Genomic DNA, 23,226 nt, shown 5'->3' with positions numbered 1-23,226 from the left:
CGACCGCCCTTGCCCGACCGGATGAGCCAAGCTTCGCACCCGTGATGCGAACCGGCTGCCCGGAATGTAGCTTAGCCGACGCTCAGCGGTAAAACCACGAAGCGACCGGAACACGGCTTCTAGAATGACAGCCGCATTCCGCCGACGATGTTGCGTGGCGCACCCGCGAACACGGATCCCGTGGTACGCGCGAGAACCGCCGCGTTGTTCTGAAGACCGGTCGCGCCGCTGATCGAATTGGACAGATTTTGCGCGGACGATACGTATGTCGTATCGAATACATTGCGGATTTCGAGATAGACGCTCAGACGCTTGGCGTATCCGCCGGTCAGTTCGGTCGCATAGTGCAGGTTGGCGTTGACGACGGCGTATCCCGGTGCCTTCAACAGGTTGGCGTTGTCGAGATAGAAATCGCCCTGCACCACGGTTTCCACGAAGGCGCCCAGGCCGGCGAACGGGCCGGCCGGCACATCGTAGCCGAGGCGCGCCAGGAGCTGATGGGCCGGAACGCCGGGGATCTGGTTGCCGGCGCGATCGAACCGGCGTGTCAGGCTGCCGGCGCTGAGCTGCTCGGTGTAGCGGGTGTAGATCTGGTCGTCGAACGTGTAGGCCAGGGTCCCGCGCCAGCCGGGCGCGAAGGCCCAGTCGGCGCCGACTTCGATCCCACGATGTTCGGAGGCCGGCGCGTTGAACGTGTAGGTCTGCCGGCCCGCCCCGGGCGATTGCGAGACCAGCTCGTTGCGGAAGAACTCGTAGAACCCGGTCACGCTGAGGCGCAGGGTCTCGAACGGGCTCCAATCCACGCCGAGATCGAAGCCGAGATTCTCCTGGGTCTGGAGCTGGGTGTTGTTGCCGGGCAGCCCGGCCGGGGTGACGAACAGGTTGGCGGCCGAAGGCGTCGCGTATCCGGTGGCGACCCGGCCGCGGAACGCCCAGGCGTCGTCCGGCCGGTAGACCAGGGCAAGTTCGGGGGCGACGTTCAGGAAGCCCCTCTTCGCGTCCGCCACGGTCCGGGTCGTGCCGTTCGCCGTGGTGCCATAGGCGAGATTGCGGCCGGTGATCTGCGTGGTCTCGGCGCTGATGCCGAGGACGCCGGTCCAGCTTTCCGAAAGGCCGAGTTCGAGGCGCGCGCGGCCGCCGAGATTCGACTGCACCGCGGACTGGTCGCCGATCAGCGCCCCGAGCCGTGGGCCGCCATAGGGCGCGAGATTGAACGTCGTGGTGTGGTAATCCAGTTCGTTGTAGCCGAGCGCCACGTATCCCGTCGCCGGCAAGCCGAACAGATCGCCGCGCCGGGTCAGATCGGTGAGGAGGTTCAGGGACGGGAACGTGCCCCGGTAGGCATTGGTGAAGACGGGCTGGTCGAAGTTGCGCTCGTCCAATCCGATCTGCGTCCGCCACGTCGTGACGGCGTCGAGATCGTGCTCCCAACGCGCCGCCACGACGGTCCGGCGGTCGTTGCGCCCGAAGCCGCCCTCGTCGGCGGTGACCGGGACCTGGGTGCCGAAGGCGCCGTTGCGGAACAGCGGGAACGTCGTGCAGCCCGGCGCCGCGCTTGCCGCCGCCGCGCAGCCCCGCTGGTACGGGTTGATGCGATACTGCGTCAGGGACGACCGCGCGGCGAGGTTGGTGTCGAGCGTGTTGTTGATCACCTTGAGGGTGAAGCGATTGTCTGGAGTCGGGGTGTAGCTCGCCAGCAGGTTGATGGTCTGCGTGTCGTAGGCGGAGTGGTCCTGGAATCCGTTGGCCCGCACGTCGCTGGCGAACAGGCTGATCTCCACCGGGCCGCTGACGCCGCCGACCGTGAAGAAGTTGCTGAGATAGCCGAAGCTGCCGGCATCGGTCCCGATCTCGTAGCCGTCGATCTCGCGGCCGGTGCGGGTGCGGAACGCGATCGCGCCGCCGGTGGCGTAGTTGCCGAACAGCGGCGATTGCGGCCCGCGGAACACGTCGACGCGGCTATAGGCCCGGGGATCCGTGAGGTCGAAGCGCGCGGCCCCGTCCGGCTGCGTGAGGACGAAACCGTCTTCCAGCACGACCGTGTTCTTGATCACCCCGGTGGAGCGGGCGTTGTTGCCGCGGATCGAGACGACCACGTCGCGGCCGCCGTTGCCCTGGCGCACGGTGACGCCGGGGCTGTTGACCAGCACCGAGCCGATGCTCGTCGCCGGCCGGTCGGTGATGGTGTTGGCACGGCCAATCCCCGTGACGACCTCGCCGACCGGGTGCTCGATGACGGACGGTGCCGAGCCCGGCGGTGCGGCCACGCCGAAGGCGGCTGGCCCGGCTCGGCCGGTGGCGGGCTGAGCCTCGCCCTCCACGGAGAGTTCCTCCAGCGTCACGGAACTCTGTCCCAGCACGGGGACGGGGATGCCGGCGAGCAGAACGGCGAGGGTGCCGCGGCGCAGGGCAGCTGTATCGATGAACATCGTCTGGTCTCGTCTGATCGGAGGAGCCGGGCGGCGGGCAGCCGCTCCGGTGCGGAAGGGGGCGATCAGGCGGTGGTCGGGGGCGCGCGGGGATCCGCGGATCGGTGGAATTCGAGCGAAGCTCGGACGGGCGGCGGGATCGGCCAGGCCACGGAATGCCAGCGCAGCTTGTGTGCGCATGTCGGTCCGTCCGGCACGGGCGGCGGCGCCAATCCGGCGCGGCACAGCTGGCACAGGGCGCAGGCTGGCGCCGTCTGACCCTGCCGATCGACCAGGCTGACCGGCTCAGCCTGGTCCGGCCCGTGCCCGCACAGGATGCCCGGGGGCAGGTTCCCGGGCGGACCGAGCATCATCCGCAGCGCTCCGACCGGCGCCAGCGCCTGGACCCAGAGGGCGAGCGCGATCAGCGCGACGCCGAGCGGATGCGGCCTCCGGTGGGGCGATCCCGATGTGAACGGCACGCGCACCGCGCCCGTCCGACGCGTCTCAGGCCCGGATCCTTCGTCGGAGGCGCTGCGCAGCGAGGTCGACGGCGAGCATCGCCAGGATGGCGAGGCCGGTCAGCGGGAACACGGCGCCGAGGCCGGCGACCAGCAGGGTCACCGTCGCGACCGCGCGTCGGTCCCGCGGCCAGGGCGGCACGCCGAGGCCGCCGGCGGGGCGTCGCTTCCACCACATGGTGCCGGCGGTGACGGCGAGCAGGATGATGGCGAGGCAGAAGGCCAGCATGGCGAGTTGGTTCGCGCGGCCCCAATGCTCGCCCTTATGGATGCCGATCCCGTACTGGATGGCCTGTCCGACCGGTCCGAGATCGGCAAAGCGCACGTCGAGCAGCGGCGCGCCGGTATATTGATCGAGGGCGATCACCCGTTGCCGGGTGACGTCGCGCGGGTAGACCGAGGCCGCGTAGACGCCGTCGGCCCCGACCGGCAGGGCGAGTTCGTAGCCGCGCGGCATCCCGCGTTCACTGAGGATCGCCGCCGCCCGGTCGATCCCTAGCGTCTCCATCGCCGGGGCGGCCGGATCCGAGCGCGGGACCGGCGCATCCTCCAGGGTCCAGCCCGGGTCGGTCAGCCGATCGCGAAGCGGCACCGTCGAAACCGGCCGCTGTGCCCAGAGGGCAGCGGGCTGGCCGAGGCCCGCGGCATTCGACAAGCCGCGCAGCTGCTGCCCCCACCAGATCGACCAGGGCAGCCCTGTCAGCGCCAGGAAGAGGAGGCCACCCCCCGCAACGAAGCCGGTGACGGCGTGGAGATCGCGCCACCACACCCGCTGCCGTGGCGTCCCGCGCAGGCTGATCACGCCACCGTCCCGGCCACGGGGCCACCACAGATAGGCGCCGGTCACCACCAGGATGACGGCGAAGCCGGCGACGATCTCGATCACCCCGTTCGCGATCGGACCGAGATAGGCGAGGCTGTGCAGGCCGCGCAGGACGACCATGAACTGCCGGTCCTGGGCCACGCGGTCGAGCACGTCGCCGATATAGGGATCCAGGTAGACGAGGATCCTGTGATCCCCGGCCGCGAGGGTGACCAGGGCGGAGGTCTCCGGCGTCGCCGGATCGGTGTAGGAAACCGGTCGGGCGTCCGGCACGGCCTGCGTCGCGTTGAAGATCAGGCGATCCGGTCCGAGCGGTGGCGTCGGGCGGATGGCGACGCGCGTCCGGTAGGCGAACAGGCTTCCGTTGATCTCGTCCTTGAACAGGTAGAGCGCCCCCGTCGCCGACAGGGTGATCAGGAACGGCAGGCAGAGAAGACCTGCGTAGAAGTGCCAGCGCCAGACGGCGCGGTAGACGGCCTCGCGCGAGGCACGCAGTGCGGCGCCCGCCCCATAGGCGGGGGCGCGGCCGGAGATGACGGTCGACATGGGTAAAGGGTCCGGGACTGAGCGATCGGGGAGGGATCGTCAGGCGGACGGAGGACCTCGTGCGGTGCCGACGCGGGGCGGCGGGCCGGTTCTCGGAAGCTCGGCCTCGGGCCGCCAGCTGAGTTGCGCGGCGGGCGCGCGGGGCATGACCGGCCCGGCGCATGCGGCGGCCGGCAAGGCCAGCGCGCCCGCCTGTACCAGCGTGCAGCAGGCATGGACGTGGATCTGGACGGGTCCGTGGCCTGGACCGTCCACGGGATGCTCGGCGCACAGCACGGCACCGGCGTCTGCGAGGGCCGGGACGGGCGCGGCGAAGCCCAGGAAGGCCTGGAGCAGCAGCGCGTAGAGCGCGACCAATCCGATGATCGCGCGGCCCGGGACCGATATGGGCAGGCGCCTGCGCATGGCGCGATCTAGGCGCCTGCGGCGGCGCGCGTCAATGCGGGCGCCGCCCTCGAACCACACCGATCTCGATGTCCCACGGTCCGTCAGGGCATGATCGGCGGGTGGTAGGTCAGCGTGAAGGCGAGCGCCCAGAGCAGGAACAGCACCAGCGGCAGGTGCACGATCAGCTGGAGGAAGCTGAAGCCGACGATGTCGCGCGCCTTCAGGCCGAGGATGCCGACCAGCGGCAGCATCCAGAACGGATTGATCAGGTTCGGCAGCGCCTCGGCGGCGTTGTAGATCATCACCGCCCAGCCGAGATGGACCTTCAGCTCGTTGGCGGCCTGCAGCACGTAGGGCGCCTCCAGCAGCCACTTGCCGCCGCCCGAGGGCACGAAGAAGCCCAGGATCGCCGAGTAGACGCCCATGGTCAGCGGGAAGGTGCCGGTGGTGTTGAGGCTGACGAAAGCGTGGGTGATCGCATCCGACGCGGAGGCGCCGGCGGCGTTCTTCGGCCCGGTCAGCATGCCGCTGATCGCCGCGTAGAGCGGATACTGGATCAGGATGCCCGCGGTGGCCGGCACCGATTTCGCCACCGCCACGAGGAAGCGCTTCGGCCGCCAGTGCAGCAGCAGGCCGAGGGTGAGGAACAGCAGGTTGTAGGTGTTGAGGTTCGAGATCGCCACGATCCAGGATTGGCGGGCGAATTCCTGCACGATCCAGCCGCCCGCGATCACCACGAGCAGGATGGTGAGGATCGGCGAATGTTCCAGCCATTCGCCGGGCTGGCGGGCGGGCGGAATAGCGCTCGTCTCCCGTTCGACCGGGACACCGAGCGCCTCGGCGGTGACGGCTGTCCCGCGGCGGGGCGCGGAGGCATACGCGATGGCGATCGAGACCACGAACAGGATCGCGGCGATCAGCATCGATTGCCAGAGGAAGATCGTCTCGCTGAACGGGATCACGCCGGAGATGGCGAGCAGGTTCTTGGTGAGGCTTGCCGGGTTTGCCTGCAGCTGCGCCGCCGAGGAGCTGAGCCCGAGCGCCCAGGTCGCGCCGAGCCCGAGATAGGCGGCCGCGCCGGCCGCCCGGTAATCCATCCGCAGGTCGGTGCGACGGGCGAGCGCCCGCACCAGCAGGCCGCCGAAGATCAGGCTGAGGCCCCAGCTGATGAACGAGGAGATCATCGTCGCGCCGGCCACGAACCCGACGGCGCCCCGCCCGGTCTTCGGGACCTGCGCCAGCCGCTCGATCAGCGCCTGTACGGGCGGCGACGTGGCCACGACGTAGCCTCCGATGGTGACGAAGGCCATCTGCATGGTGAAGGGGATCAGGCTCCAGAAGCCGTCGCCGAAGCTTTTCGCGATGGCGGCCGGCGGCGCGCCGTTGGCGAGCGCCCCGAGGGCCACGATCACCACCGCGATGGCCACGAAGATGAAGGCATCCGGAAACCAGCGTTCCGCCCAGTTGGTGAAGCGGACCCCGAGCCGTTCCAGCGATCCCCCGGTACCCGGATCAACCGCGGTTGAGCCGGTATTACGGGCGGAATTGGCCGGGATGGTTGGCATGAGGTTCCTCCACGATCAGGTCTTCCCGCTGATCGAAAGCGCAGGATCACGCAGACCGGCGTGATCGCAAGTCGAGAGCCGACAAAGACACGTAACAGCTTGAGGACAATGTGAGCGGGTTCTGTCGCAGGCGCTGCCGCCCCTTAGCCAGGGCGCGTCGTGCGGACCGAGATGTTGACCTATGCCGGCCGAATTCGTCCGCCCCGGTTCAAGACCTGCGACCTCGCGACCGAGGCACGCCTGATGTGGCGTGGACTGAGCGTCCGCAAATCCAGCTTATCGGACCGCATCGGTGTCGGGTGAAGGGGAGGCCGATCACGGCCGGTTTCCGCCGCGCCGTGCACGATGCTGTGATGACGCTGTCTTGAGCAACCGAATACGCGACACGATCGGCGGGTCGTTCCCTATCATGCGGCTCAACACAAGCTGCCCTCTGTCACCGTGTCGTCTTCCGCGATCTCGGCTCAACGCGCGTCTGCCCTTAACGAAGCGGCGGCTGATGACGGAAGGCGCGGATCGACGGCAATTCGCGGCAGGGCGCGCGTGACCACGGGGCCGCCGAGCCCCACAGCCGGGAGACGAGTATGAGTTCGGGCGAGGCACTGCTGCGTGAGGATGCGGATGCGCCGTGGTATGCTGGTCTGACCCGCCGGCATTGGCGCATCCTGTGGGGCAGTTATCTCGGCTGGGTCTTCGACGGTTACGAGGCCGTCGCCCTGATCTACGCCCTGCGGCCGGCGCTCCGCACGATCCTGACCCCCGAGCAGGCCCAGGCCCCCGCCTTCTATGTCGGCCTCGCCATCGGGATCACGCTGCTCGGCTGGGGGCTCGGCGGCCTGATCGGCGGCATCGCGGCCGACTATATCGGTCGCAAGCGCATGATGATGATCTCGATCCTGGGCTACGCGCTGTTCACGGGACTGACGGCCTTCGCGGAGAGCTTCACGCAACTCGCACTCCTGCGCTTCATCACCGGTCTCGCCATCGGCTCGGAATGGTCCACCGGCATCGCCCTCGTGGCCGAGACCTGGCCGAACCGGGCGCGGCCGAAGGGCTGCGGCTTCCTGCAATCCGGTTTCGGCGGCGGCGCGGTGCTCGCCGCGATCGTGTGGGCCGTGCTGGCCGCCACCAACCCGATGGGCGATCAATCCTGGCGGATCATGTTCGCGCTCGGCGCGCTGCCGGCCTTCGTCTGCCTGTACCTGCGGCGGGCGCTCGATGAATCCGAGCAGTGGATGCAGGCACTCAAGGCGCAGCGCTGGTCGGCCACCGCCGAGGATGCGGGCCGCGGTCCCCGCGGCGACGAACGGCCGTTCACGCTGGCCGAGATCTTCCGCGAACCCGAGAGCCGCCGCCGCGTGCTCCTCGCCACGGCGATGTCGTTCGCCACGACGGTCGGCTGGTGGGCGGTGTCATCCTGGCTGCCCGCCTATACCGAGGGGCTGGCCAGGGCGGCCGGCGAGCCGGCCAATGTCTGGGGCCCGCGCATGGGCATCATCTACAACATGGGCGCGATCACCGCCTACGTCGTTTCCGGCTTCGTCGCCGATGCGCTCGGGCGACGCGCCTTCCTGATTCTCACCCATGTCGGTTGCATCGCGACGTCGCTGGCCTGCTATCTTTGGACCGGCGGCCTGGGCGCCTATATGGGCCTCGCCTTCCTGAACGGGTTCTTCACCCTCGGCTTCGCCTTCTCGTGGATGGCGATCTACCTCGTTGAGCTGTTCACGCCGGCCGTGCGGACCACCGCGGCGAGCTTCGTCTTCAACGGGGCGCGGCTGATCGCCTGGATCTTCCCGATCATCGCCGGAGAGATCGTGACGTCTTTCGGGGGCGTGGCGGCTGCGGCGCTGACGATGTCCAGCGTCTACGTGATCGGGCTGATCGTGCCGTGGTTCATGCCGGAGACCACCGGACGGCCGCTGCCGGAGTGAGCCGGGCCCGTGCTGGGCGCGACGCTATCCCGTCGAAAGCGTCAGCGCTCTGAGGAACAGGAAGACTTGTGTGGCGGTCAGTGTTTGGTCGAACGGGCAAGCGGGTGCCCCACACATTCAAAATTGTCGGATAGTTTCAGGCGAATCGGTGGCTGGGGGACCTGGATTCGAACCAGGACTAGAGGAGTCAGAGTCCACCGTTCTACCGTTAAACTATCCCCCAATCGGCCATTAGCCGCATCCGACCGCCCTGATGACGGCCCGGATCGACCGCGCTGCATTCAGCGGCGTCAGGCGTGGGCGGTGAGATAGGCGGATTGGTCCCGCAGGTCAACTGTCGTTCTTCGGTTGACGGGGGATCGGCCGCCGCCGTAACCGTCGGGTTGCGGATGCCGTCGGGAAGGGTGGCCGAGTGGTTTAAGGCAGCGGTCTTGAAAACCGCCGTGGGGGCAACTCCACCGTGGGTTCGAATCCCACCCCTTCCGCCAGCATGCTGCTAAGTGGCTGAAGCGCCGCGAAACGCACCGAAATCAACGGCTTGCGACCGGGCGACTGCTGCAGATCAGTGTACGCAGGGAGCATGACGGACGTGGGTCAGCCCACATACCTCTCGCGTCGCGACGGCAGCGCAAAACAAGCCCCGCTATCGGGAGCCTTGGAGGATCAAGGCCACCTTCCGCCGCCTCAAGGACTTCCGCCGGATCGCCACCCGCTATGACAAGCTCGCCCGCGCCGCCTCAGCTATCGCTCTGGCCTCCGTCATCACGTTCTGGTGCCGATCGAGTCCAGACCTTAGGGGTGGTATGCTACGGATCCCGTCTCGCGCGAACCGAAGTCCGTCCGGCGCCTGCCGGCCCGTCCTGCGCGCGGGCCTCGATGCGATGCGCCATCCGGCCTACGCCGAACCCGGCCCGTAGCTTCGCCGTGACGCCAGCCATCACCACGAGACCGAGCACCAGGGCGAAGACCTTCAACGTGTGGCCGATCGCATCGTCGTAGTGCCGACCGGCATTGACGATCAGCCAACCGACCCCGACGAAGAGCGCGGTCGCAAGGAGCGGGATCGTGAGGTCCGGCATGATCGCGACAACGGCCAAAACGTCGTCGCGGTTCGGTCCATCGAGCCTGACGACCGCTTGCGCGACGCGCTACCGGCTCAGGCTCCGAGGTCCTTCAGAGGCCCAGTCGCCGCTGAGCGACTTTCGGAGCGGGAGACACCGGTTCGGCGCGATGCGTCACGTCGCGGAGCGCCGAGACCATCACGCCGGTCTGCGCTTCGAGCTTGCGCCGCTGCCGGTCGCGGCTGATGGTTCGCCACGCCAAGAGACCGCCGGCCAGGGTCGCCGCCGAACTCGCCACCAAGGGAGCCCCGATCACCGCGGCCCAGAACCCGAGCGGAAGCAGGGCGACCATGGCCAGAAGCCCGGTGCTCAGCGCGACGGCTAACAGGACGATCATGGAAGCCTCGCCCGACTCAAGCGAAACCGCTTCAGCGGCCATCCCTATGTGCCTATGCCGAGCCGGTTAATCGAGGGTCAACGGAAAGATTATGTTTCAGATGTCAAGCAATATCCGGCTCTGAGCCGCCGCCGCACTGGCGATTGTTGAGCTTCGGCGCGGTAGGACCCCGGACGTTCTTCTCAACGCTTTCAGCTGTCCGCCGTGCCGACGATGTCTCCCTGCGGGCCGGAACCCGGCGAAACCACGCGATCGTGGCCGAGCTCTCGAACCTGCGTCGCGGACCACGACGCTCAACCGTGAAAAGTGCCGGATCGGCTCAGCCTCTGCCTCCGATGAAAGAAGCGGCCGGACGAACCCATGCCGGACCGGACCCCGCGTCCGTTCGAGCCCGGACAGCTCCTCGAACCGTATCTCGGGGCGGGGATCCTGCAGCACATCGGCGACTTCCAGAAAAGCCGCTCGTGCCGAAGCGGCTCAGATGAACTTGTTCATTGGGATGCGCTCTTTCGATCGACAAGCACCCTAACCAGTACAAATTAACCACTTGTCGCCCTATACTCGAGCGCATAGCTTCCCGGCATGACGCGGTGCGGGAACAGAGGCTGAAATGGCGGTCGACGACCGCTTCAGTGCACGCTTGGCCGAGATCGCAAGGCTGCTTGGGTGTCCCGTCGAGAGCTTCTTCGGACGCGATGAGGACGTGTTCGATGTCGGCGCAACCTACGAACTGCTGAGCCTGTGGTGCACGATCCGGCAACCGCTCGTCCGACAGCGCATCCTCGAAACCATTCGGCGCGAGCTGGGGCGGGACGGCGCTGCACCGGAGGCGGCCGAGTAAGAGCCTCTCACACAATCCCGGGCACCGGAGTTTTCCCGCTCGCCGCGACAGCGCAGCGGCAGTTCTGTGAGCGGCTCCAAGCCGCGCGACGATCGCCAACGGCAGAGGATACGTGTTCCAGCAAAGGAGACGCGTGCGGCTCCGTCTGGCGCGGCCTCGGTGGCCTGGCCCGACAAGGCTGCACCATCCCGGCGGTTCGGCACCTTCCGAAACGCCTGTCCGGCCGCGACGCGGTTTCGGGCGCACGCGTCGAACAGGGTCGACGGGCGGCTCACACAAAAAGGGCCGGCCGGGCATCACCCCGGCCGGCCTTGTCTTCAGTCGCGGCGTGCCTCAGCGCAGGAGCTGCAGAACGCCCTGCTGCGCGCTGTTGGCCAGCGACAGGGCCGAGATGCCCATCGACTGACGGGTCGACAGCGCCTGCGAGTTCGCGGCCTCCTCGTTGAGATCGGCGTTCGTCAGGTTCGCCGAGCCCGTGCCGAGGATGTTGATCAGCTGCTTGGTGAAGTCCTGGCGGTTCTGCACGACCGTCAGGTTCGAGCCGAAGGAGGTCGACTGCGCGCGCAGCGTCGAGGACGCGGCATCGAGCTTGGTCAGGACGGCGTTGACGTCGGAATCGGCCTGGAAGTTGGAATTGGCACCCGACGTGGCGACCGGGCTGAGACCCAGACCCGTCGAGGAGAAATCGACACCCTGAACCACGAGGTTCGACTTCCCGTTCTCGTTGAACTGGATCTTGAGCTGGTTCGAGCCGCCGCCACCGAGCAGGTTGACGCCGTTGTAGCTCGCATCCGAGGCCAACTGATCGATCTGAGTCAGCAGGCTGTTGAACTGGCTTGCGAGGCTGGTGCGGGTTGCGTCGCCCGATCCTGCGACGGCCGCGGTGCCGGAGACGGCGCCCGTGTAGCCGAGATAGCCGGCATTCGTCGAGTCGAGGGTGATGTCGCTGCTGGTCGAGGCGATGGTGATCTTATGGGTCGTCGCATCGATCGAGAAAACGTTCGATCCGGCTGAGGCATTGAGGGCCGCGACGGCCGCATCGCCGTCGGCGGGCTCGACCGTGGCACCTGACGTGCCCGAGCCCTGCGGGATGGTCGCGGTTTTCGTCGCACCATCGACGGTGAAGGTCACCACCTGACCGCCAGCCCCGGTCGGCGCCGAATAGGCGCCGCTAGCCGTGGTGGATGTCGTGGACGCCGAAACCGGCGGGTTCGCATAGTTCTTGCTGGCCAGCGCCTGGTTGGCGAGCGACTTGGCGCTGTCGATCAGCTTCTGGATGCTGGTGATGCCCTGGTTGGCGGCCTGGATGACCTGCACGCCGTTGCTGACGCCGTTGAGCAGGTTGTTCAGGTCGTTGGACCGGTTGTCGAGGCTCTGAGCGGTGAAGAAGCTCAGCGGATCGTCGAGGGCCGAATTGACCTTCTTGCCGGTGGCAAGGCGGTTCTGGGTGGTCGCGGTCAGAGCCGCCGTATCCTGCAGCGAGAGCAGGTTCTGACGCGTGGCGGCCGACAGGGTGATGGAGGACATGGATCGATCTTTCTGATTGAGGTCCACCCGTTTCTCGGGTGCCGCAGTCATGGCGCCGCAGAAGTTTCTTTCGCGTTAAAACGCAGCGGTCTGTGCCAGTATGCGAGCCGATCCTTAATTTTCTGCGCGTATCACGGATTCAATTGTCTGTACTTTTCTCCGGGATTTCAGCCTGCCATCTCTCGGCGTTGGTAATTCTTGGTACCTGTTGCGGAGCGACTTGCAATCTCTGTCGTCGTCGGTGCGATGAATCCGTAAAGTGCTGATTTTTATTGTAACGACAGGCGCTTCTCTATGGCTGTTGTTCGTTGCGCAAGGTACGCGGATCGCTCGAAAGGTCGGGTCGTTCGTCCGAGCGTGCCGCCCTGGTCCGAACGGCGTTTTGGAAGGCCGCGAAGACCTTGTGCATCTGTGGGCGTTTGTACGGATAGAGATCCACCGGATCCATGTCGTGGATGACCATGCCGGTATCTGCTTCGAAGATCAGCAATCGACCATCCTGGGCCTCGGCGCAATCGAGGATCAGATAGTCGAGCCCGGTTCGACGGTGGATCTCGGCGAAGGCCGTGCGGTGCCGCGGCACGAACCGATCGTCGAACTCGGCCATTGCCAGGGCTTCGGCGTTTCGCTTCGCGGCATCATCGCTCATGCCGGCATTCAGATAATGGATCATCCAATGATCGCGGATGGCCATGTGGCAGAGGAACGGGATCCCGTCGATGAGGACGATCCTGAGCTTCCTGAACAGCCCGTCCGGCCCGCTGTAATCGCAGAATTGCGAGAGATAATAGGCGGCCGCATCGATCTCTCGGATATAGGCCGCAAGATCCTCGTCGCGGTCGATCTTCTGCAGCGCGTTGCCGGCATGGGTATCGATCGGTCGCGCGAGGATCGGGTAGCGCAAGCCGGCCGGCAGGCGGCATCCTGCGGAGACGATGTCGGCCTTCGTCATACGGGCGACGGCCGGGATCAGAAGACCCTCTGCCCCGTCGAGGGCCGCGGCGAGCCCGTGCCGGGACGTCTTCAGGACCTGGCGCGGCGGGTTGATGACCGGGCGATCCCAGCGCGCTGCCGCGGAGGCCAGGGCTTCCAGCACCGGTTCGTTGGCGCTCGAATAGGCGACGGCGACGACGCACACGTCGTGATCGGGCAGGGCGGCAGGAACGTCCTTTCCGGGAAGCACGAACAGGTATTCGACCCAAAAGTCCGGGTGATCCAGCAGGAAATCGACCGGCGTATTGGCCATGAGGTCGCCGGCCGTGGCGATGACGAGCACGCGCGTCGCCGCGTCGGGCTTGCTGGCAAGAAGCCGGAAACGCCGGCATCCCTGCAGAACCTCGCCCTGAAGCTGCAGGGCCGGCTCGAAGCGGTGCATCAGCAGCAGGATCGTCGCCAGATCGAGGGCCGTGCCGGCCTCGAGCGTGCCGTTGCCCGCAAGGGTCAGGATCTCGTCGGCCCGGGCGGCCATATCCGACCCCTCGAACGCCGCCCGGATGAGGCGAGCCGGCCCGATCATCGGGCTGGGGTCGGCGTCGTTCGTCGCTGGCGATGACATCAGTTCACTCCGCCCATGATGGTCAGCGCCTCCGTGGGGACGAAGCCGCTCGGCGCAGCGCGTCCGCGAGGGGGCCGTTCGGCGCGGCTTCCGGTGCCGGCCTGGGGCGCGCCGGGCGCGATTCGGAGCGCGCTTCCGCGACGGGACGCGCCGGGGCCTTCGTCTCGATCGGATCATCCAGCCGCATCGACAGCGCGATCCGCTTGCGGGGGATGTCCACGCCGAGCACCAGGACGCGGATCACCTCGCCGATCCGCACCACCTCGGTGGGCGACGTGATCCGGCGGCGCGCCATCGCCGAGATGTGGACGAGGCCGTCCTGATGGACGCCGATATCCACGAAGGCGCCGAACGCCGCCACGTTGGTGACGACGCCCTCGAGCTGCAGGCCCGGCCGCAGGTCGCCGATCGTCTCGACGCCCTCCTCGAAGCGCGCGGTCTTGAATTCGGGGCGCGGATCGCGGCCCGGCTTCTCCAGCTCTGCGATGATGTCGCGGACGGTCGGCAGGCCGAAACGCGTATCGACGAACGTCTCGGGGCTCAGCTTGGCCAGCGCCGCCGTGTTGCCGAGCAGGACCCGGATGTCGCTCTTGGTCGCCTGGAGGATGCGCCGCACCACCGGATAGGCCTCCGGGTGGACGCCGGAGGCGTCGAGCGGATCGTCGCCCTCCCGGATCCGCAGGAAGCCCGCGGCCAGCTCGAAGGTCTTCGGGCCGAGGCCCGGCACGGCCTTGAGGGCCGTCCGCGTGCGGAAGGGGCCGTTCGTGTCCCGGTGCGCGACGATCCGCTCGGCCAGGGCCGATCCGAGGCCGGAGACCTGCGCCAGCAGGGCAGGGGAGGCGGTGTTCACGTCGACGCCGACCGCGTTCACGGCATCCTCCACCACCGCCGACAGCGAGCGCGACAGTTTCGCCTCGCTCACGTCATGCTGGTATTGGCCGACGCCGATGGCTTTCGGGTCGATCTTCACCAGTTCGGCCAGGGGATCCTGCAGGCGCCGCGCGATCGAGGCAGCGCCGCGATGGGAGACGTCGAGATCGGGCAGCTCCCGGGAGGCGATCTCGGAGGCCGAGTAGACCGAGGCGCCGGCTTCCGAAACCGTGACCTTGACGAGCTTCAGGTCCGGATTCTCCGCGACGACCTCGCCGGCGAGCCGCTCGGTCTCGCGGGATGCCGTGCCGTTGCCGATCGCGAGCATCTCGACGCCGTGGAGACGGCACAGGCGCCCGATGCTCGTCACGGCCTCGCGCCAGCGGCGTTGCGGCTCGTGCGGATAGGTGGTTTCGACCGCGACGATCCGGCCCGTCCGGTCCGCCACCGCGACCTTCACGCCGTTCCGATAGCCCGGATCGAGCCCCATCGTGGGCCGTCCGCCGGCTGGCGCAGCCAGGATCAGGTCCTTCAGGTTGCCGGCAAAGACCTTGACCGCCTCGTCTTCGGCGCGCTCGAACAGCCGCGTGCGCATGTCGTGTTTGATCCCGGTGCGGATCTTGGTGCGCCACGCGGTCCGGACCGTGTCGAGCAGCCACGCGTCGCCGGGGCGTCCCAGCGCCGCGACGCCGAAACGCCGGCAGATCGCCGTCTCGAACGGGCCCGGAACCCCGGGCTGGGACTCCTCGCCCTCCGCCGCGAAGGCGATGTCGAGGACCTCCTCGCGTTCGCCTCGGAAGATCGCCAGGATCCGGTGCGAGGGCATCCGATCCAGGCGCTCGCTCCAGGCGAAGTAATCCGAGAATTTAACCCCCTCGTTCGTCTTGCCCTTGCGGACCTTCGAGACGAGCTGGCCGCCGCGCCAGTAATCCGTCCGCAGGCGCCCGATCAGGTCGGCATCCTCGGAAAAGCGCTCGATCAGGATCGCCCGCGCCCCCTCCAGCGCGGCGGCGGCGTCGGGCACCCCGCGTTCCGCGGACACGAACGCCCGTGCCGCCGCCTCGGGATCCTGCTCCGGGCGCTTCAGGATCGCTTCCGCCAGCGGTTCGAGACCGGCCTCGCGGGCGGTCTGGGCCTTGGTGCGGCGTTTCGGGCGGAAAGGCAGGTAGAGATCTTCCAGACGCGCCTTCGTGTCGGCCGCCGCAAGGGCCGCGGCGATCGCCGGAGTCATGCGCCCCTGGGCCTCGATGCTCTCAGCGATCGCCCGACGCCGGTCGTTCAGATCGCGCAGATAGGACAAGCGCTCTTCCAGCCTGCGCAGCTGCGTGTCGTCGAGGCCGCCCGTATGTTCCTTGCGGTAACGCGCGATGAACGGCACGGTCGCCCCGCCGTCGAGCAGCCCCACCGCGGCTGCCACTTGCGCTTCCCCGACGCCAAGTTCTTCGGCGATGCGTGCGGTCACGGCTTTCATGCGATCTCCGATCGGCAGGATGGCGGATGGGCGAGATTGGCCTGACCTGCCAAGCCGCCGGAAACGTGGCTTTCACCCGGTCCGATCATTTACCGCGGTGCGACCTTCATCGCGACGCCGAGCACCCGAGGTTATTCCTGTGGACAGGACGCAGGCGGGCACGCAGCAGCAATAGGCGTATCGGGCGCGTCGAAGAACTGCAACCTGTCGTCGAACATTTCGACCGGTGGGGCAACTCAAGTCTCGCGGATGCTTCTTCGCCTTCGTCGATCAGTTGACGCCCGTGCTTTCGAATCGGCGCCGATCTTGACGACAAGTTGATCGTGTCATCCCGGTGTCACGGTCAACTGAAATTGTCTTGTCGTCGCATGCTTCGGAAGGCAGGCGCTCCGTGCAGTTCGAGATCCGCGAATCCAGCCGGTCGCTGTGGTCCTGGGTGCTGTTGAACGAGACAGCCGAGACCGTGCTCGAATCACGCCGAAGCTTTCCCTCGCGGGCTCAGGCGACGGCGGCGGCCCTGGCATTCTCCCAGCTCGTCGCTCGGGCAGGGCGCACGCTCTCGGGTAGTCCGCGTCAGATCGGCTTCCTCTGATCGGCCGAGGCGCCTCAGGTCCGGTGGCGGGCCAGACTGACAAGGCTCAGGCAGGCGATCGCGCACCCCACACCCATGGCGCCGAGGCAGCTGATGGTACGCACCGGCTCGCCGCGAGCCAGCACGATGGCGATCGTCAAGGGCGGGAGCAGGAAAGCGAGCAGCAGCGTCATGGCGCGTTCCGGTCGACACAGCATCGATGTGCCGGCGCGACCCTAGCGGCCGATTGGTTAATCGCGTCTGACAGGCGCCCCGGTCGTCGGCGCGGCGCCCCATCGGGTCGCATCGATGCGCGCCGTACCCCAGCCTGTCCCAACCGTGATCGTCAGGGGGAGCAGGACATTGCTGCCCGGCACGGGCGCGAGGCGCACGTGCAGGTCGTCGTTCTCGGACATGCGCCGGACCGAGGAGCCCCGGGCGCGATGCCCGGCGACCGGAACCCAACGGATCCGGCAATCGAGGGCCGGCCCCCTGTAAGGCCCCGCGCTGACGCTCACGACCGCGCCGCGCGACAGAACGAGGTCGGCCCGGGTCGCCCCATCGAAGACCGGGATGCGCCGGTCGCAGAGGGCCGGCGTCAGCGGGCCGGATCCGGCCGGAACGATCAGCATGCCGACGGGATCGGTCACGCCGATCCGGTCGGCGGCCGTCACCGGAACGCGATCGGGCTTCGGCGCCGGCTCGGGATCGACCTCGGCCTTTCGGACGGTGCCCGATTCGAACGCGATGCGGACCAGCACCGGCATGGTCCCGTAACGGCTATCGATGCGGAACGCGTCCGGGACCGCACGGACCGCCGAGAGGCGCCCGTGAGACTGCGCGCTGCCCGATCCCTGGAAGAACCAGCCCGCAAGGCCCGTCAGGCCCCCTTCGAGCTTGAGGGCGTAGCGATCGATCCGCAGGTCCAGGGTGAGTTCGGCCTGACCGACCGGGAGGGTCAGAAAGCTCAAATCGTAATGCGCCGCGAAGGGCGGGGCCGCTTCAGGCGCCGGCGTGCTCTCGGCGGGAGAGACGGTTGCGGCGCACAGGATCAAAGCCCGCCAACGGGACCTCGCCGGCCTTCGGATCCCCTGATGACGACACGGGCCGCTGCGCCCGCCGGGAAGGACCGCCACCCGGCCGGGCGGCGCTCGGTCCGCCGCAACGGTTTTGCGCATCCCCTTCTCTCCCGCGGTCCAGGCGCGGAACGGCCAGCCGGTCAGCTCATGCGAGCCGAACCAACCGTTCGACGAGGGCCGGATCGTGCAGAAGCGCCATGCGCTCCCGCGGCGTCAGCCAAGCCCGGGCCTCGGCAACCGTCTGGGCCTCGCCGATCTTGGCGGCCGCGAGCGTGCGGTCCGCGTCGATGGCGCCACGCGGCCGCTCACGTGCCGGCGGCAGCATCAGGCTATGAGCCTGGGCAAGGCGGGGATCGGCGTGAAGCGTCGCGAGGGCATCGGCCTCGTCGAACGCCGCCGCGACGTTGCGGGCGGTCAGGGCGCCGGCACGGGTGGCGATGGCGGGGGGCGCGGCCTCCTCCGGCGTGGCGAGCAGGCGCCGGCGCTTCAGCGCCAACCCGAGGCCGAGCTGGCCGCTGGCCCAGGAAATCGGGATGGCGAGCACCAGACCCACGATGGTGGGGCTCATCCAGAGGAACAGCGACGTGGCGATGGCGAAGGCCGCGATGCCCGCCACGACGCCCAGCAGCGTGTGCCAACTGTGCCGGGCGATGATGTCGCGCAGCGGGATCGAGCCGTCGTCGCGCCGCTGCGGATTCCAGCCCGTGTCGCGGCCGAGCAGGATGCCCATGACGGACCCGGACTGGATCACCATCGCCACCGGCGCCACCAGGGCTGACAGCAGGATCTCGACGAGGCTCGAGAGCACGAGCCGGCCGCCACCGCCGCAGGCCCGCCGGACCGACCGGTCGAGCAGGGCGAGGATCAGGCCCAGGAACTTCGGCGCCAGCAGCACCGCCATGGTCAGCCCGAACAATTGCAGCGCGCGGACCGGGTCGAACCGCGGGAAGACCGGCGAGAAGCCGGCGCCCCCGAAATAATCCGGTCGCTCCGTGGCGGTCTGGAGGACCAGCAGGATACCGACCACCAGTTGCAGCAGCCAGAGCGGCGAGGCGAGGTAACCCGCGATCCCCGTGGCGAAGTGCTGCCGGGTCGCCGGGTGCAGGCCGGCAGCGCCGATCACCCGTGCGTGCTGGAGGTTGCCCTGCGCCCAGCGCCGGTCGCGGACCGCCACGTCGATCAGCGAGGGCGGGCTCTCCTCGTAGGAGCCTTCCAGGCGGTGCAGCATATAGACCGCCCAGCCGGCCCGGCGGATCAGCGCGGCCTCGACGAAGTCGTGGGACAGGATGTGGCCGCCGAAGGGAGGCTTGCCCGGCAGGTCGGGCAGGCCGCAGGAATCCGCGAAGGCCCGGGTCCGGATGATGGCGTTGTGCCCCCAGTAATTGCCGTCCCGGCCCGACCAAGCCGCGAGTCCGGCCGCGATCACCGGACCGTAGATCCGCGCGGCGAACTGCTGGAGGCGGGCGAACAGCGTGTTGCGGTTGATGATCAGCGGCAGCGTCTGGATGATGCCGGCATCCGGGTCCGCCTCCATGGCGGCGGCGAGCGCCACGATCGCAGGACCGCTCATCAGGCTGTCGGCGTCGAGGACCAGCATGTGGTCGTACTGGCCGCCCCAGCGCGTGACGAAATCGCCGATATTGCCCGCTTTACGATGGTGGTTCTTCGGTCGGTGCCGGTAGTAGAGGCGGGCATCAGGGCCCAGGCGCTCCCGCAGGTCGAGGAACGCACGCTCCTCGGCGATCCAGGCATCGGCCTGCGTCGAATCGGACAGCACGAACCAGTCGAAGTGCCGCCCGAGCCCGGTGGCCTCGACGGCCTCCCGCATCGCCTCGATCCCCGCGAAGGTGCGGGCCGTGGCCTCGTTGTAGACCGGCATCAGCACGGCGGTGCGGGTCGTGAGCGCGACCGGGTTCGCCGGAGCGCGCGCGCGGCGCAGCAGCATCGCGAAACCCAGCAGTGCGCTCGTGAAGGCCAGCGCGATCCACGAGAACGTCAGGCAGAACAGGACCACGAGGGCGAGCTGGAGCGCGGTCGGGCTGCCCGAGACCGACACGGTCTCGACCATCTGCCAGCCGCCATAGGCGGTCAGCGCCAGCGCCCCGCCGAACACCCAGAGGCGCGCGAGCCAGGGGCTGCGCGACCGGCTAACCGGCCTGTGGCCGAGACCCGGATCCCAGCGCGACAGATCCTGGACCGGCATCGCCAGCGGCGCCTCCGGCGGCAGGCCGGAATCGGCCGGCAGGGCGGCGCGCTCAGGCTCAGATGCCGTGCGGGAGGTGGGCTCGGGCAGGGTGATCGTGTCGTCCATTCGCACGGCGGAGGCTGATCCTCTCTCGGTGAGCGGCGGAAATTACGGCGTCCAGCGGTACAGCCACGTCTCGCTGGCCCGGGCTTGCCCGCGCCGGAGCGCGAGGCGCAACTCGCTGGCCTTCTCGCCGCCCGGATCCAGCTCGAACACGATCCGCAGGGTACTGCGATCGCGATAGCGATAGCGGTCCTGCCGGGTGATCGTTCCGGCCGAGGCACTGAGATCCACGTCGATATCGCCCGGCTCGAACAGCGTCTCGCCCTGGAAGTCGACTGCGAACAGCCGTCGGTTGCCGGAACTGCCGTGGCCGCAGCGGCTGTCGCTGACCCGCGCGATCCCGGCCGGCAGCGGGTCGGGCCATCCCTTGGACCAGTGCTGGCGGCAGAGGAAGCGCATCTCACCACCCTTGGCGAGCTTCGCCTTGGGACGCCAATAGGCGAAGACGTTCTCGTTCAGTTCGGAATCGCTCGGGATCTCGAGGAGCGTCACGGCGCCCTCGTTCCAATCGTCCAGCGGCTCCAGCCAGAGGGAGGGCCGCTGCTCCCAATGTCGCTTGTCGTCGTCGAAATCCGTGTAGGCGCGGGCGCGCTGCATCAGGCCGAAACCCTTCGGCCCGCGGTCCACGAAGGCCGAGACCTGGAGGGTTTCGGGATTGTGCACCGGGCGCCAGATCGGCTCGCCGTAGCCGTTGTGGATCGCCAAGCCCTCCACCGAGAAGGCGGCCGCGCGCAGGTCGTCGACATGGCGACGGTCGAGGGGTCCGAACAGGTAGCTCCCCTGCATCCCGCCGAGCCCGATATGGTCGAGATCGGCCCGCGCGAAGACCGTGCCGTCGATCCCGGCGACCGACGCCTCCCGGCCCGGCGTGAGGGTGAGCTTGAACGCCGCCGTCGCGGATTCGGATTCGGCGAGCGCGTGCACCACGATCGGCTGGCCGGGGCTGGGAGTCTCGATGAACAGCGCGCGGAACAGCGGAAATTCCTCGCCCCGCGCGTCCGCCGGCCGCAGCGCCAGCGCCCGGGCGTTGATCCCGAAATCCTGCCCCTCCGCCACGAGGTGGAAGAAGGAGCCGCCCTGGAACAGCGCGAAGTCCGACAGCGCCCCCCCGTCGGCGAACCGTGCGCGCAGCCGGAAGCCCGAGAAGGCGGCGTCATTGTCCAGATCCGGCAGCTCGAGACCCGGGGCCGAGAACGACGCCTTGTCGTAGGCGATCGGCCGCACCAGACCGTTCTCAACCAGAAACAGCGAGACCGGCGTGTCGAAGATCGATCCGCGCAGCAGGGGTTCGAGGCTGTAGCCGAGATCCTGGCCGGCCCAGATCCCGCGATCCTCGGCCGGACGGATCGCGTCGTAGGCGTCCCGCGACAGGTTCTTCAGAACGGCCGGCAGATCGCCGGATTTCGGGCCGGCATAGACGCCCTTGGAGCGGGCGCGGGCGAGGTCGGTGAGCGTGTTCGTCTCGAACGCCGCGCCGGCGGCCGGCAGAGGCGGCGGCGTCTCGGGATCAGCCGCCAGCGCGGCGCGGGGCAGCGACCCTACGGCCGCGCCCAAAGCCCCGGCCAGCACGACGCGGCGGGTCAGGGCGACGGGCGGGCGGGCGTCTCTCGTCATGCGGCGTTCGATCTCTGGTGTCTCAAGGCGTCGCCGGCCCTGCTGCCGACGGACCGGCACCCGCTCCGGCGGAAGGCGTTTCCAATCGGTGTCTATAGGGACTGTCCGGCTGAACCCAGGGTTAAGCGCGCGCGCGAACCGCAAGCCGCTCCGTTGACTTAACCCGAGCCGGCTCTCTAATTCGGCGACCTGCATCGAAACGGGGGAGGCAGCATGGGGTCGTTGCGAGTCACGGGTCACGGCGTGGATCTCGGTGAGAGTCTGCGCAGCCGCGTCGAGGAGCGGATGTCCGCGATACAGACCAAATATCTCGACTCGCATATGAGCGACGCCTGCACCGGTCACGTTACGCTGCGGCGGGATGGAACGGCCTTCCGCACGGATTGCGTGCTGCATCTCGTGTCCGGCCTGACCATCGAGGCGAACGGGTTCGCCCACGACGCGCGGTCGAGCTTCGAGCAGACCGCGGAGCGACTGGAGACCCGGCTGCGCCGCTACAAGCACCGGCTCAAGCAACACGCCACCGGGCCGAGCGACGACGCGGCTGTCGAGGCGGCCTACGCGGTCCTCGCCGCTCCGGAAGAGGATGACGACGAGCCGGCGGATGGGGATGCGCACCCGCCGATCGTCGCCGAGAGCACGCGGACCCTGCAGCGCCGCACCATTGGCGAGGCGGTCACGGCCCTCGATCTGACGGGATCGCCCGTCCTCGTGTTCGTCCACGCTGGCACCGGGCGCGTCAACGTCGTATACCGGCGCAGCGATGGCGCGATCGGCTGGGTGGACCCGCCGAACGCCGTCGACTGACGCGGCGGGTCGGGAGGAACGGAGCCGGAACCGGCCTGTTTCCCGGTCGATTGATGTGCAGGGGCGCGGCCGAAACGGCCGTTGATGCCCCCGCAACGAGGCCCGTTCCAACCGGACGGGCGACGGGGCAACGGTCGTTCGATGCCAGTTCTGGAATTCCTCGACCCCGAGTCGGTCGTGCCGTCGCTGCGCGCGCGGGCCAAGAAGCAGGTGCTTCAGGACCTCGCCGCCCAGGCGGCGCGTCGCCTGCCCGCCCTCGACGAACGGCCCGTCTTCGATACGCTGCTTCAGCGGGAGCGGCTGGGATCGACCGGCATCGGCGACGGCGTGGCGATCCCGCACGGCAAGCTCCCGGGGCTCGACCGGCTGTTCGGCCTGTTCGCGCGCTTCGACCGGCCGGTCGATTTCGAGGCGCTGGACGGCCAGCCGGTCGACATCGCCTTCCTGCTGTTGGCCCCGGAGGGCGCCGGCGCCGATCATCTGAAGGCCCTCGCCCAGGTCGCCCGCGTCCTGCGCGAACCCGGCCTTCTGGCTCATATCCGGGCGGCGCGGGATGCCGGGGCCCTCTACGCCCTGCTGACCCGCTCCACGGCGCCGCAGGCTGCGTGATGTCGAGTCTGCGTATCGCCGGGGTCCTCATGCTGAGCGCGGGGCTGACGGCTCGGCCGGCCCTGGCCCAGGGCGAGACAACCTGCGCGCGCGATCTCCTCGTGGCGCAGTCGATGCAGCGGCAGGCGATCGACCAGCTCGAACAGGCGGACGGCGACGATGCCAAGAACTGCCGCGTCTGGCGGCGGCACGTCGAGACGATGCGCCGGGTCGCGGGGGTCTACGGGCGCTGCCTGTCGGGCTCCGAGCGCGGCGAGCGCCTCGCTCAGGTTCAGGGCTCGGACCGGGAATTCTCGGCGGCCATCAAGGCGCGGTGCCGCGGCCAGTAGGTC

General features: G+C 68.6%; 20 protein-coding genes, 2 tRNA genes and 1 pseudogene. 8 read left to right on the top strand and 15 right to left on the bottom strand.

The window, feature by feature from the left end:
• Positions 1-119: 119 nt before the first annotated feature.
• From FVE89_RS13240 to FVE89_RS13220, 5 genes are all read right to left on the bottom strand, one after another.
• The gene (locus tag FVE89_RS13240) at positions 120-2,429 is read right to left on the bottom strand and encodes a TonB-dependent receptor (RefSeq protein WP_160534385.1); all 2,310 of its coding nucleotides are present in this window, start codon (positions 2,427-2,429) and stop codon (positions 120-122) included.
• Positions 2,430-2,494: 65 nt separating this feature from the next.
• Complete coding sequence (locus FVE89_RS13235; protein ID WP_160534384.1) at positions 2,495-2,896, bottom strand: DUF2946 domain-containing protein; 402 nt, start codon at positions 2,894-2,896, stop codon at positions 2,495-2,497.
• A gap of 19 nt (positions 2,897-2,915) precedes the next feature.
• Positions 2,916-4,298, bottom strand: a complete 1,383-nt coding sequence (locus FVE89_RS13230) for a PepSY domain-containing protein (RefSeq protein WP_160534383.1) — start codon at positions 4,296-4,298, stop codon at positions 2,916-2,918.
• Positions 4,299-4,337: 39 nt separating this feature from the next.
• On the bottom strand, positions 4,338-4,703 hold the full coding sequence (locus FVE89_RS13225; protein WP_160534382.1) for a hypothetical protein: 366 nt from the start codon (positions 4,701-4,703) through the stop codon (positions 4,338-4,340).
• A gap of 83 nt (positions 4,704-4,786) precedes the next feature.
• Complete coding sequence (locus FVE89_RS13220) at positions 4,787-6,250, bottom strand: TIGR00366 family protein (RefSeq protein WP_246730667.1); 1,464 nt, start codon at positions 6,248-6,250, stop codon at positions 4,787-4,789.
• Positions 6,251-6,834: 584 nt separating this feature from the next.
• On the opposite strand from FVE89_RS13220, the gene FVE89_RS13215 reads away from it, so the two are divergent.
• Positions 6,835-8,184, top strand: a complete 1,350-nt coding sequence (locus tag FVE89_RS13215) for an MFS transporter (RefSeq protein ID WP_160534381.1) — start codon at positions 6,835-6,837, stop codon at positions 8,182-8,184.
• A gap of 149 nt (positions 8,185-8,333) precedes the next feature.
• Here FVE89_RS13215 and FVE89_RS13210 read toward each other — a convergent pair.
• Positions 8,334-8,407 (bottom strand) — tRNA-Gln (locus FVE89_RS13210).
• A gap of 175 nt (positions 8,408-8,582) precedes the next feature.
• Here FVE89_RS13210 and FVE89_RS13205 point away from each other — a divergent pair.
• Positions 8,583-8,672, top strand: a tRNA-Ser gene (locus FVE89_RS13205).
• Between the two features lie 144 nt (positions 8,673-8,816).
• Positions 8,817-8,960, top strand: a pseudogene (locus tag FVE89_RS13200) (IS5/IS1182 family transposase); the annotation flags it as partial.
• Positions 8,961-8,990: 30 nt separating this feature from the next.
• Here FVE89_RS13200 and FVE89_RS13195 read toward each other — a convergent pair.
• Both FVE89_RS13195 and FVE89_RS13190 read right to left on the bottom strand, forming a co-directional pair.
• On the bottom strand, positions 8,991-9,263 hold the full coding sequence (locus FVE89_RS13195; protein WP_210254053.1) for a hypothetical protein: 273 nt from the start codon (positions 9,261-9,263) through the stop codon (positions 8,991-8,993).
• A 94-nt stretch (positions 9,264-9,357) separates the two neighbouring features.
• On the bottom strand, positions 9,358-9,642 hold the full coding sequence (locus tag FVE89_RS13190; RefSeq protein ID WP_160534379.1) for a hypothetical protein: 285 nt from the start codon (positions 9,640-9,642) through the stop codon (positions 9,358-9,360).
• Positions 9,643-10,252: 610 nt separating this feature from the next.
• Between FVE89_RS13190 and FVE89_RS13185 the strand changes: the two genes are divergently transcribed.
• Positions 10,253-10,483 carry a hypothetical protein gene (locus tag FVE89_RS13185; RefSeq protein WP_160534378.1) on the top strand — a complete coding sequence of 77 codons (231 nt, stop codon included), beginning with the start codon at positions 10,253-10,255 and terminating at the stop codon, positions 10,481-10,483.
• Between the two features lie 333 nt (positions 10,484-10,816).
• Here FVE89_RS13185 and FVE89_RS13180 read toward each other — a convergent pair whose 3' ends face one another.
• From FVE89_RS13180 to FVE89_RS13170, 3 genes are all read right to left on the bottom strand, one after another.
• Positions 10,817-12,010 carry a flagellin gene (locus FVE89_RS13180; protein WP_160534377.1) on the bottom strand — a complete coding sequence of 398 codons (1,194 nt, stop codon included), beginning with the start codon at positions 12,008-12,010 and terminating at the stop codon, positions 10,817-10,819.
• A 292-nt stretch (positions 12,011-12,302) separates the two neighbouring features.
• The gene (locus FVE89_RS13175; protein WP_202130754.1) at positions 12,303-13,565 is read right to left on the bottom strand and encodes a hypothetical protein; all 1,263 of its coding nucleotides are present in this window, start codon (positions 13,563-13,565) and stop codon (positions 12,303-12,305) included.
• Between the two features lie 22 nt (positions 13,566-13,587).
• Positions 13,588-15,906, bottom strand: a complete 2,319-nt coding sequence (locus tag FVE89_RS13170) for a Tex family protein (protein WP_160534376.1) — start codon at positions 15,904-15,906, stop codon at positions 13,588-13,590.
• A gap of 391 nt (positions 15,907-16,297) precedes the next feature.
• Here FVE89_RS13170 and FVE89_RS13165 point away from each other — a divergent pair, with 391 nt between their 5' ends.
• Positions 16,298-16,498, top strand: coding sequence for a hypothetical protein (locus FVE89_RS13165; protein ID WP_160534375.1), 201 nt, complete (start codon positions 16,298-16,300; stop codon positions 16,496-16,498).
• A gap of 14 nt (positions 16,499-16,512) precedes the next feature.
• Here the strand turns inward: FVE89_RS13165 and FVE89_RS30530 are convergent, their stop codons facing one another.
• Genes FVE89_RS30530 through FVE89_RS13150 form a run of 4 tightly spaced genes read right to left on the bottom strand, consistent with a single transcriptional unit; the run spans position 16,513 to position 21,478 of the window.
• Positions 16,513-16,671, bottom strand: a complete 159-nt coding sequence (locus tag FVE89_RS30530) for a hypothetical protein (RefSeq protein WP_202130752.1) — start codon at positions 16,669-16,671, stop codon at positions 16,513-16,515.
• A gap of 57 nt (positions 16,672-16,728) precedes the next feature.
• Positions 16,729-17,655, bottom strand: coding sequence for a DUF3108 domain-containing protein (locus tag FVE89_RS13160; protein WP_160534374.1), 927 nt, complete (start codon positions 17,653-17,655; stop codon positions 16,729-16,731).
• 46 nt (positions 17,656-17,701) lie between these two features.
• Positions 17,702-19,867 carry a glucans biosynthesis glucosyltransferase MdoH gene (gene mdoH, locus FVE89_RS13155; RefSeq protein ID WP_160534423.1) on the bottom strand — a complete coding sequence of 722 codons (2,166 nt, stop codon included), beginning with the start codon at positions 19,865-19,867 and terminating at the stop codon, positions 17,702-17,704.
• Positions 19,868-19,909: 42 nt separating this feature from the next.
• A complete protein-coding gene (locus FVE89_RS13150; RefSeq protein ID WP_160534373.1) occupies positions 19,910-21,478 on the bottom strand; it encodes a glucan biosynthesis protein D in 1,569 nt (522 codons plus the stop codon).
• 213 nt (positions 21,479-21,691) lie between these two features.
• On the opposite strand from FVE89_RS13150, the gene FVE89_RS13145 reads away from it, so the two are divergent.
• The 3 genes from FVE89_RS13145 (at position 21,692) to FVE89_RS13135 (ending at position 23,223) form a co-directional block, all read left to right on the top strand.
• Complete coding sequence (locus tag FVE89_RS13145) at positions 21,692-22,285, top strand: HPF/RaiA family ribosome-associated protein (protein WP_160534372.1); 594 nt, start codon at positions 21,692-21,694, stop codon at positions 22,283-22,285.
• 141 nt (positions 22,286-22,426) lie between these two features.
• Complete coding sequence (ptsN, locus tag FVE89_RS13140; protein ID WP_160534371.1) at positions 22,427-22,894, top strand: PTS IIA-like nitrogen regulatory protein PtsN; 468 nt, start codon at positions 22,427-22,429, stop codon at positions 22,892-22,894.
• A 29-nt stretch (positions 22,895-22,923) separates the two neighbouring features.
• On the top strand, positions 22,924-23,223 hold the full coding sequence (locus FVE89_RS13135; RefSeq protein ID WP_246730708.1) for a hypothetical protein: 300 nt from the start codon (positions 22,924-22,926) through the stop codon (positions 23,221-23,223).
• The last annotated feature ends 3 nt before the right edge of the window (positions 23,224-23,226 follow it).

Origin of the sequence: Methylobacterium sp. 2A, assembly GCF_009806555.1 — a bacterium.
In the GTDB taxonomy this organism is placed as follows: Bacteria; Pseudomonadota; Alphaproteobacteria; order Rhizobiales; family Beijerinckiaceae; genus Methylobacterium.
Note: the sequence above shows the minus strand (reverse complement) of the source record. Positions and strands in the feature narration are given on the sequence as shown.

Bases quoted from the DNA above. Each gene is read 5' to 3' on its own strand.
- FVE89_RS13225 (WP_160534382.1), bottom strand. From the start codon at position 4,703: ATGCGCAGGCGCCTGCCCATATCGGTCCCGGGCCGCGCGATCATCGGA.
- mdoH (WP_160534423.1), bottom strand. From the start codon at position 19,867: ATGGACGACACGATCACCCTGCCCGAGCCCACCTCCCGCACGGCATCT.
- ptsN (WP_160534371.1), top strand. From the start codon at position 22,427: ATGCCAGTTCTGGAATTCCTCGACCCCGAGTCGGTCGTGCCGTCGCTG.
- FVE89_RS13185 (WP_160534378.1), top strand. From the start codon at position 10,253: ATGGCGGTCGACGACCGCTTCAGTGCACGCTTGGCCGAGATCGCAAGG.
- FVE89_RS13135 (WP_246730708.1), top strand. From the start codon at position 22,924: ATGCTGAGCGCGGGGCTGACGGCTCGGCCGGCCCTGGCCCAGGGCGAG.
- FVE89_RS13160 (WP_160534374.1), bottom strand. From the start codon at position 17,655: ATGCGCAAAACCGTTGCGGCGGACCGAGCGCCGCCCGGCCGGGTGGCG.
- FVE89_RS13145 (WP_160534372.1), top strand. From the start codon at position 21,692: ATGGGGTCGTTGCGAGTCACGGGTCACGGCGTGGATCTCGGTGAGAGT.
- FVE89_RS13190 (WP_160534379.1), bottom strand. From the start codon at position 9,642: ATGATCGTCCTGTTAGCCGTCGCGCTGAGCACCGGGCTTCTGGCCATG.
- FVE89_RS13150 (WP_160534373.1), bottom strand. From the start codon at position 21,478: ATGACGAGAGACGCCCGCCCGCCCGTCGCCCTGACCCGCCGCGTCGTG.
- FVE89_RS13175 (WP_202130754.1), bottom strand. From the start codon at position 13,565: ATGTCATCGCCAGCGACGAACGACGCCGACCCCAGCCCGATGATCGGG.
- FVE89_RS13215 (WP_160534381.1), top strand. From the start codon at position 6,835: ATGAGTTCGGGCGAGGCACTGCTGCGTGAGGATGCGGATGCGCCGTGG.
- FVE89_RS13240 (WP_160534385.1), bottom strand. From the start codon at position 2,429: ATGTTCATCGATACAGCTGCCCTGCGCCGCGGCACCCTCGCCGTTCTG.
- FVE89_RS13195 (WP_210254053.1), bottom strand. From the start codon at position 9,263: ATGCCGGACCTCACGATCCCGCTCCTTGCGACCGCGCTCTTCGTCGGG.
- FVE89_RS13220 (WP_246730667.1), bottom strand. From the start codon at position 6,250: ATGCCAACCATCCCGGCCAATTCCGCCCGTAATACCGGCTCAACCGCG.
- FVE89_RS30530 (WP_202130752.1), bottom strand. From the start codon at position 16,671: ATGACGCTGCTGCTCGCTTTCCTGCTCCCGCCCTTGACGATCGCCATC.
- FVE89_RS13170 (WP_160534376.1), bottom strand. From the start codon at position 15,906: ATGAAAGCCGTGACCGCACGCATCGCCGAAGAACTTGGCGTCGGGGAA.
- FVE89_RS13180 (WP_160534377.1), bottom strand. From the start codon at position 12,010: ATGTCCTCCATCACCCTGTCGGCCGCCACGCGTCAGAACCTGCTCTCG.
- FVE89_RS13230 (WP_160534383.1), bottom strand. From the start codon at position 4,298: ATGTCGACCGTCATCTCCGGCCGCGCCCCCGCCTATGGGGCGGGCGCC.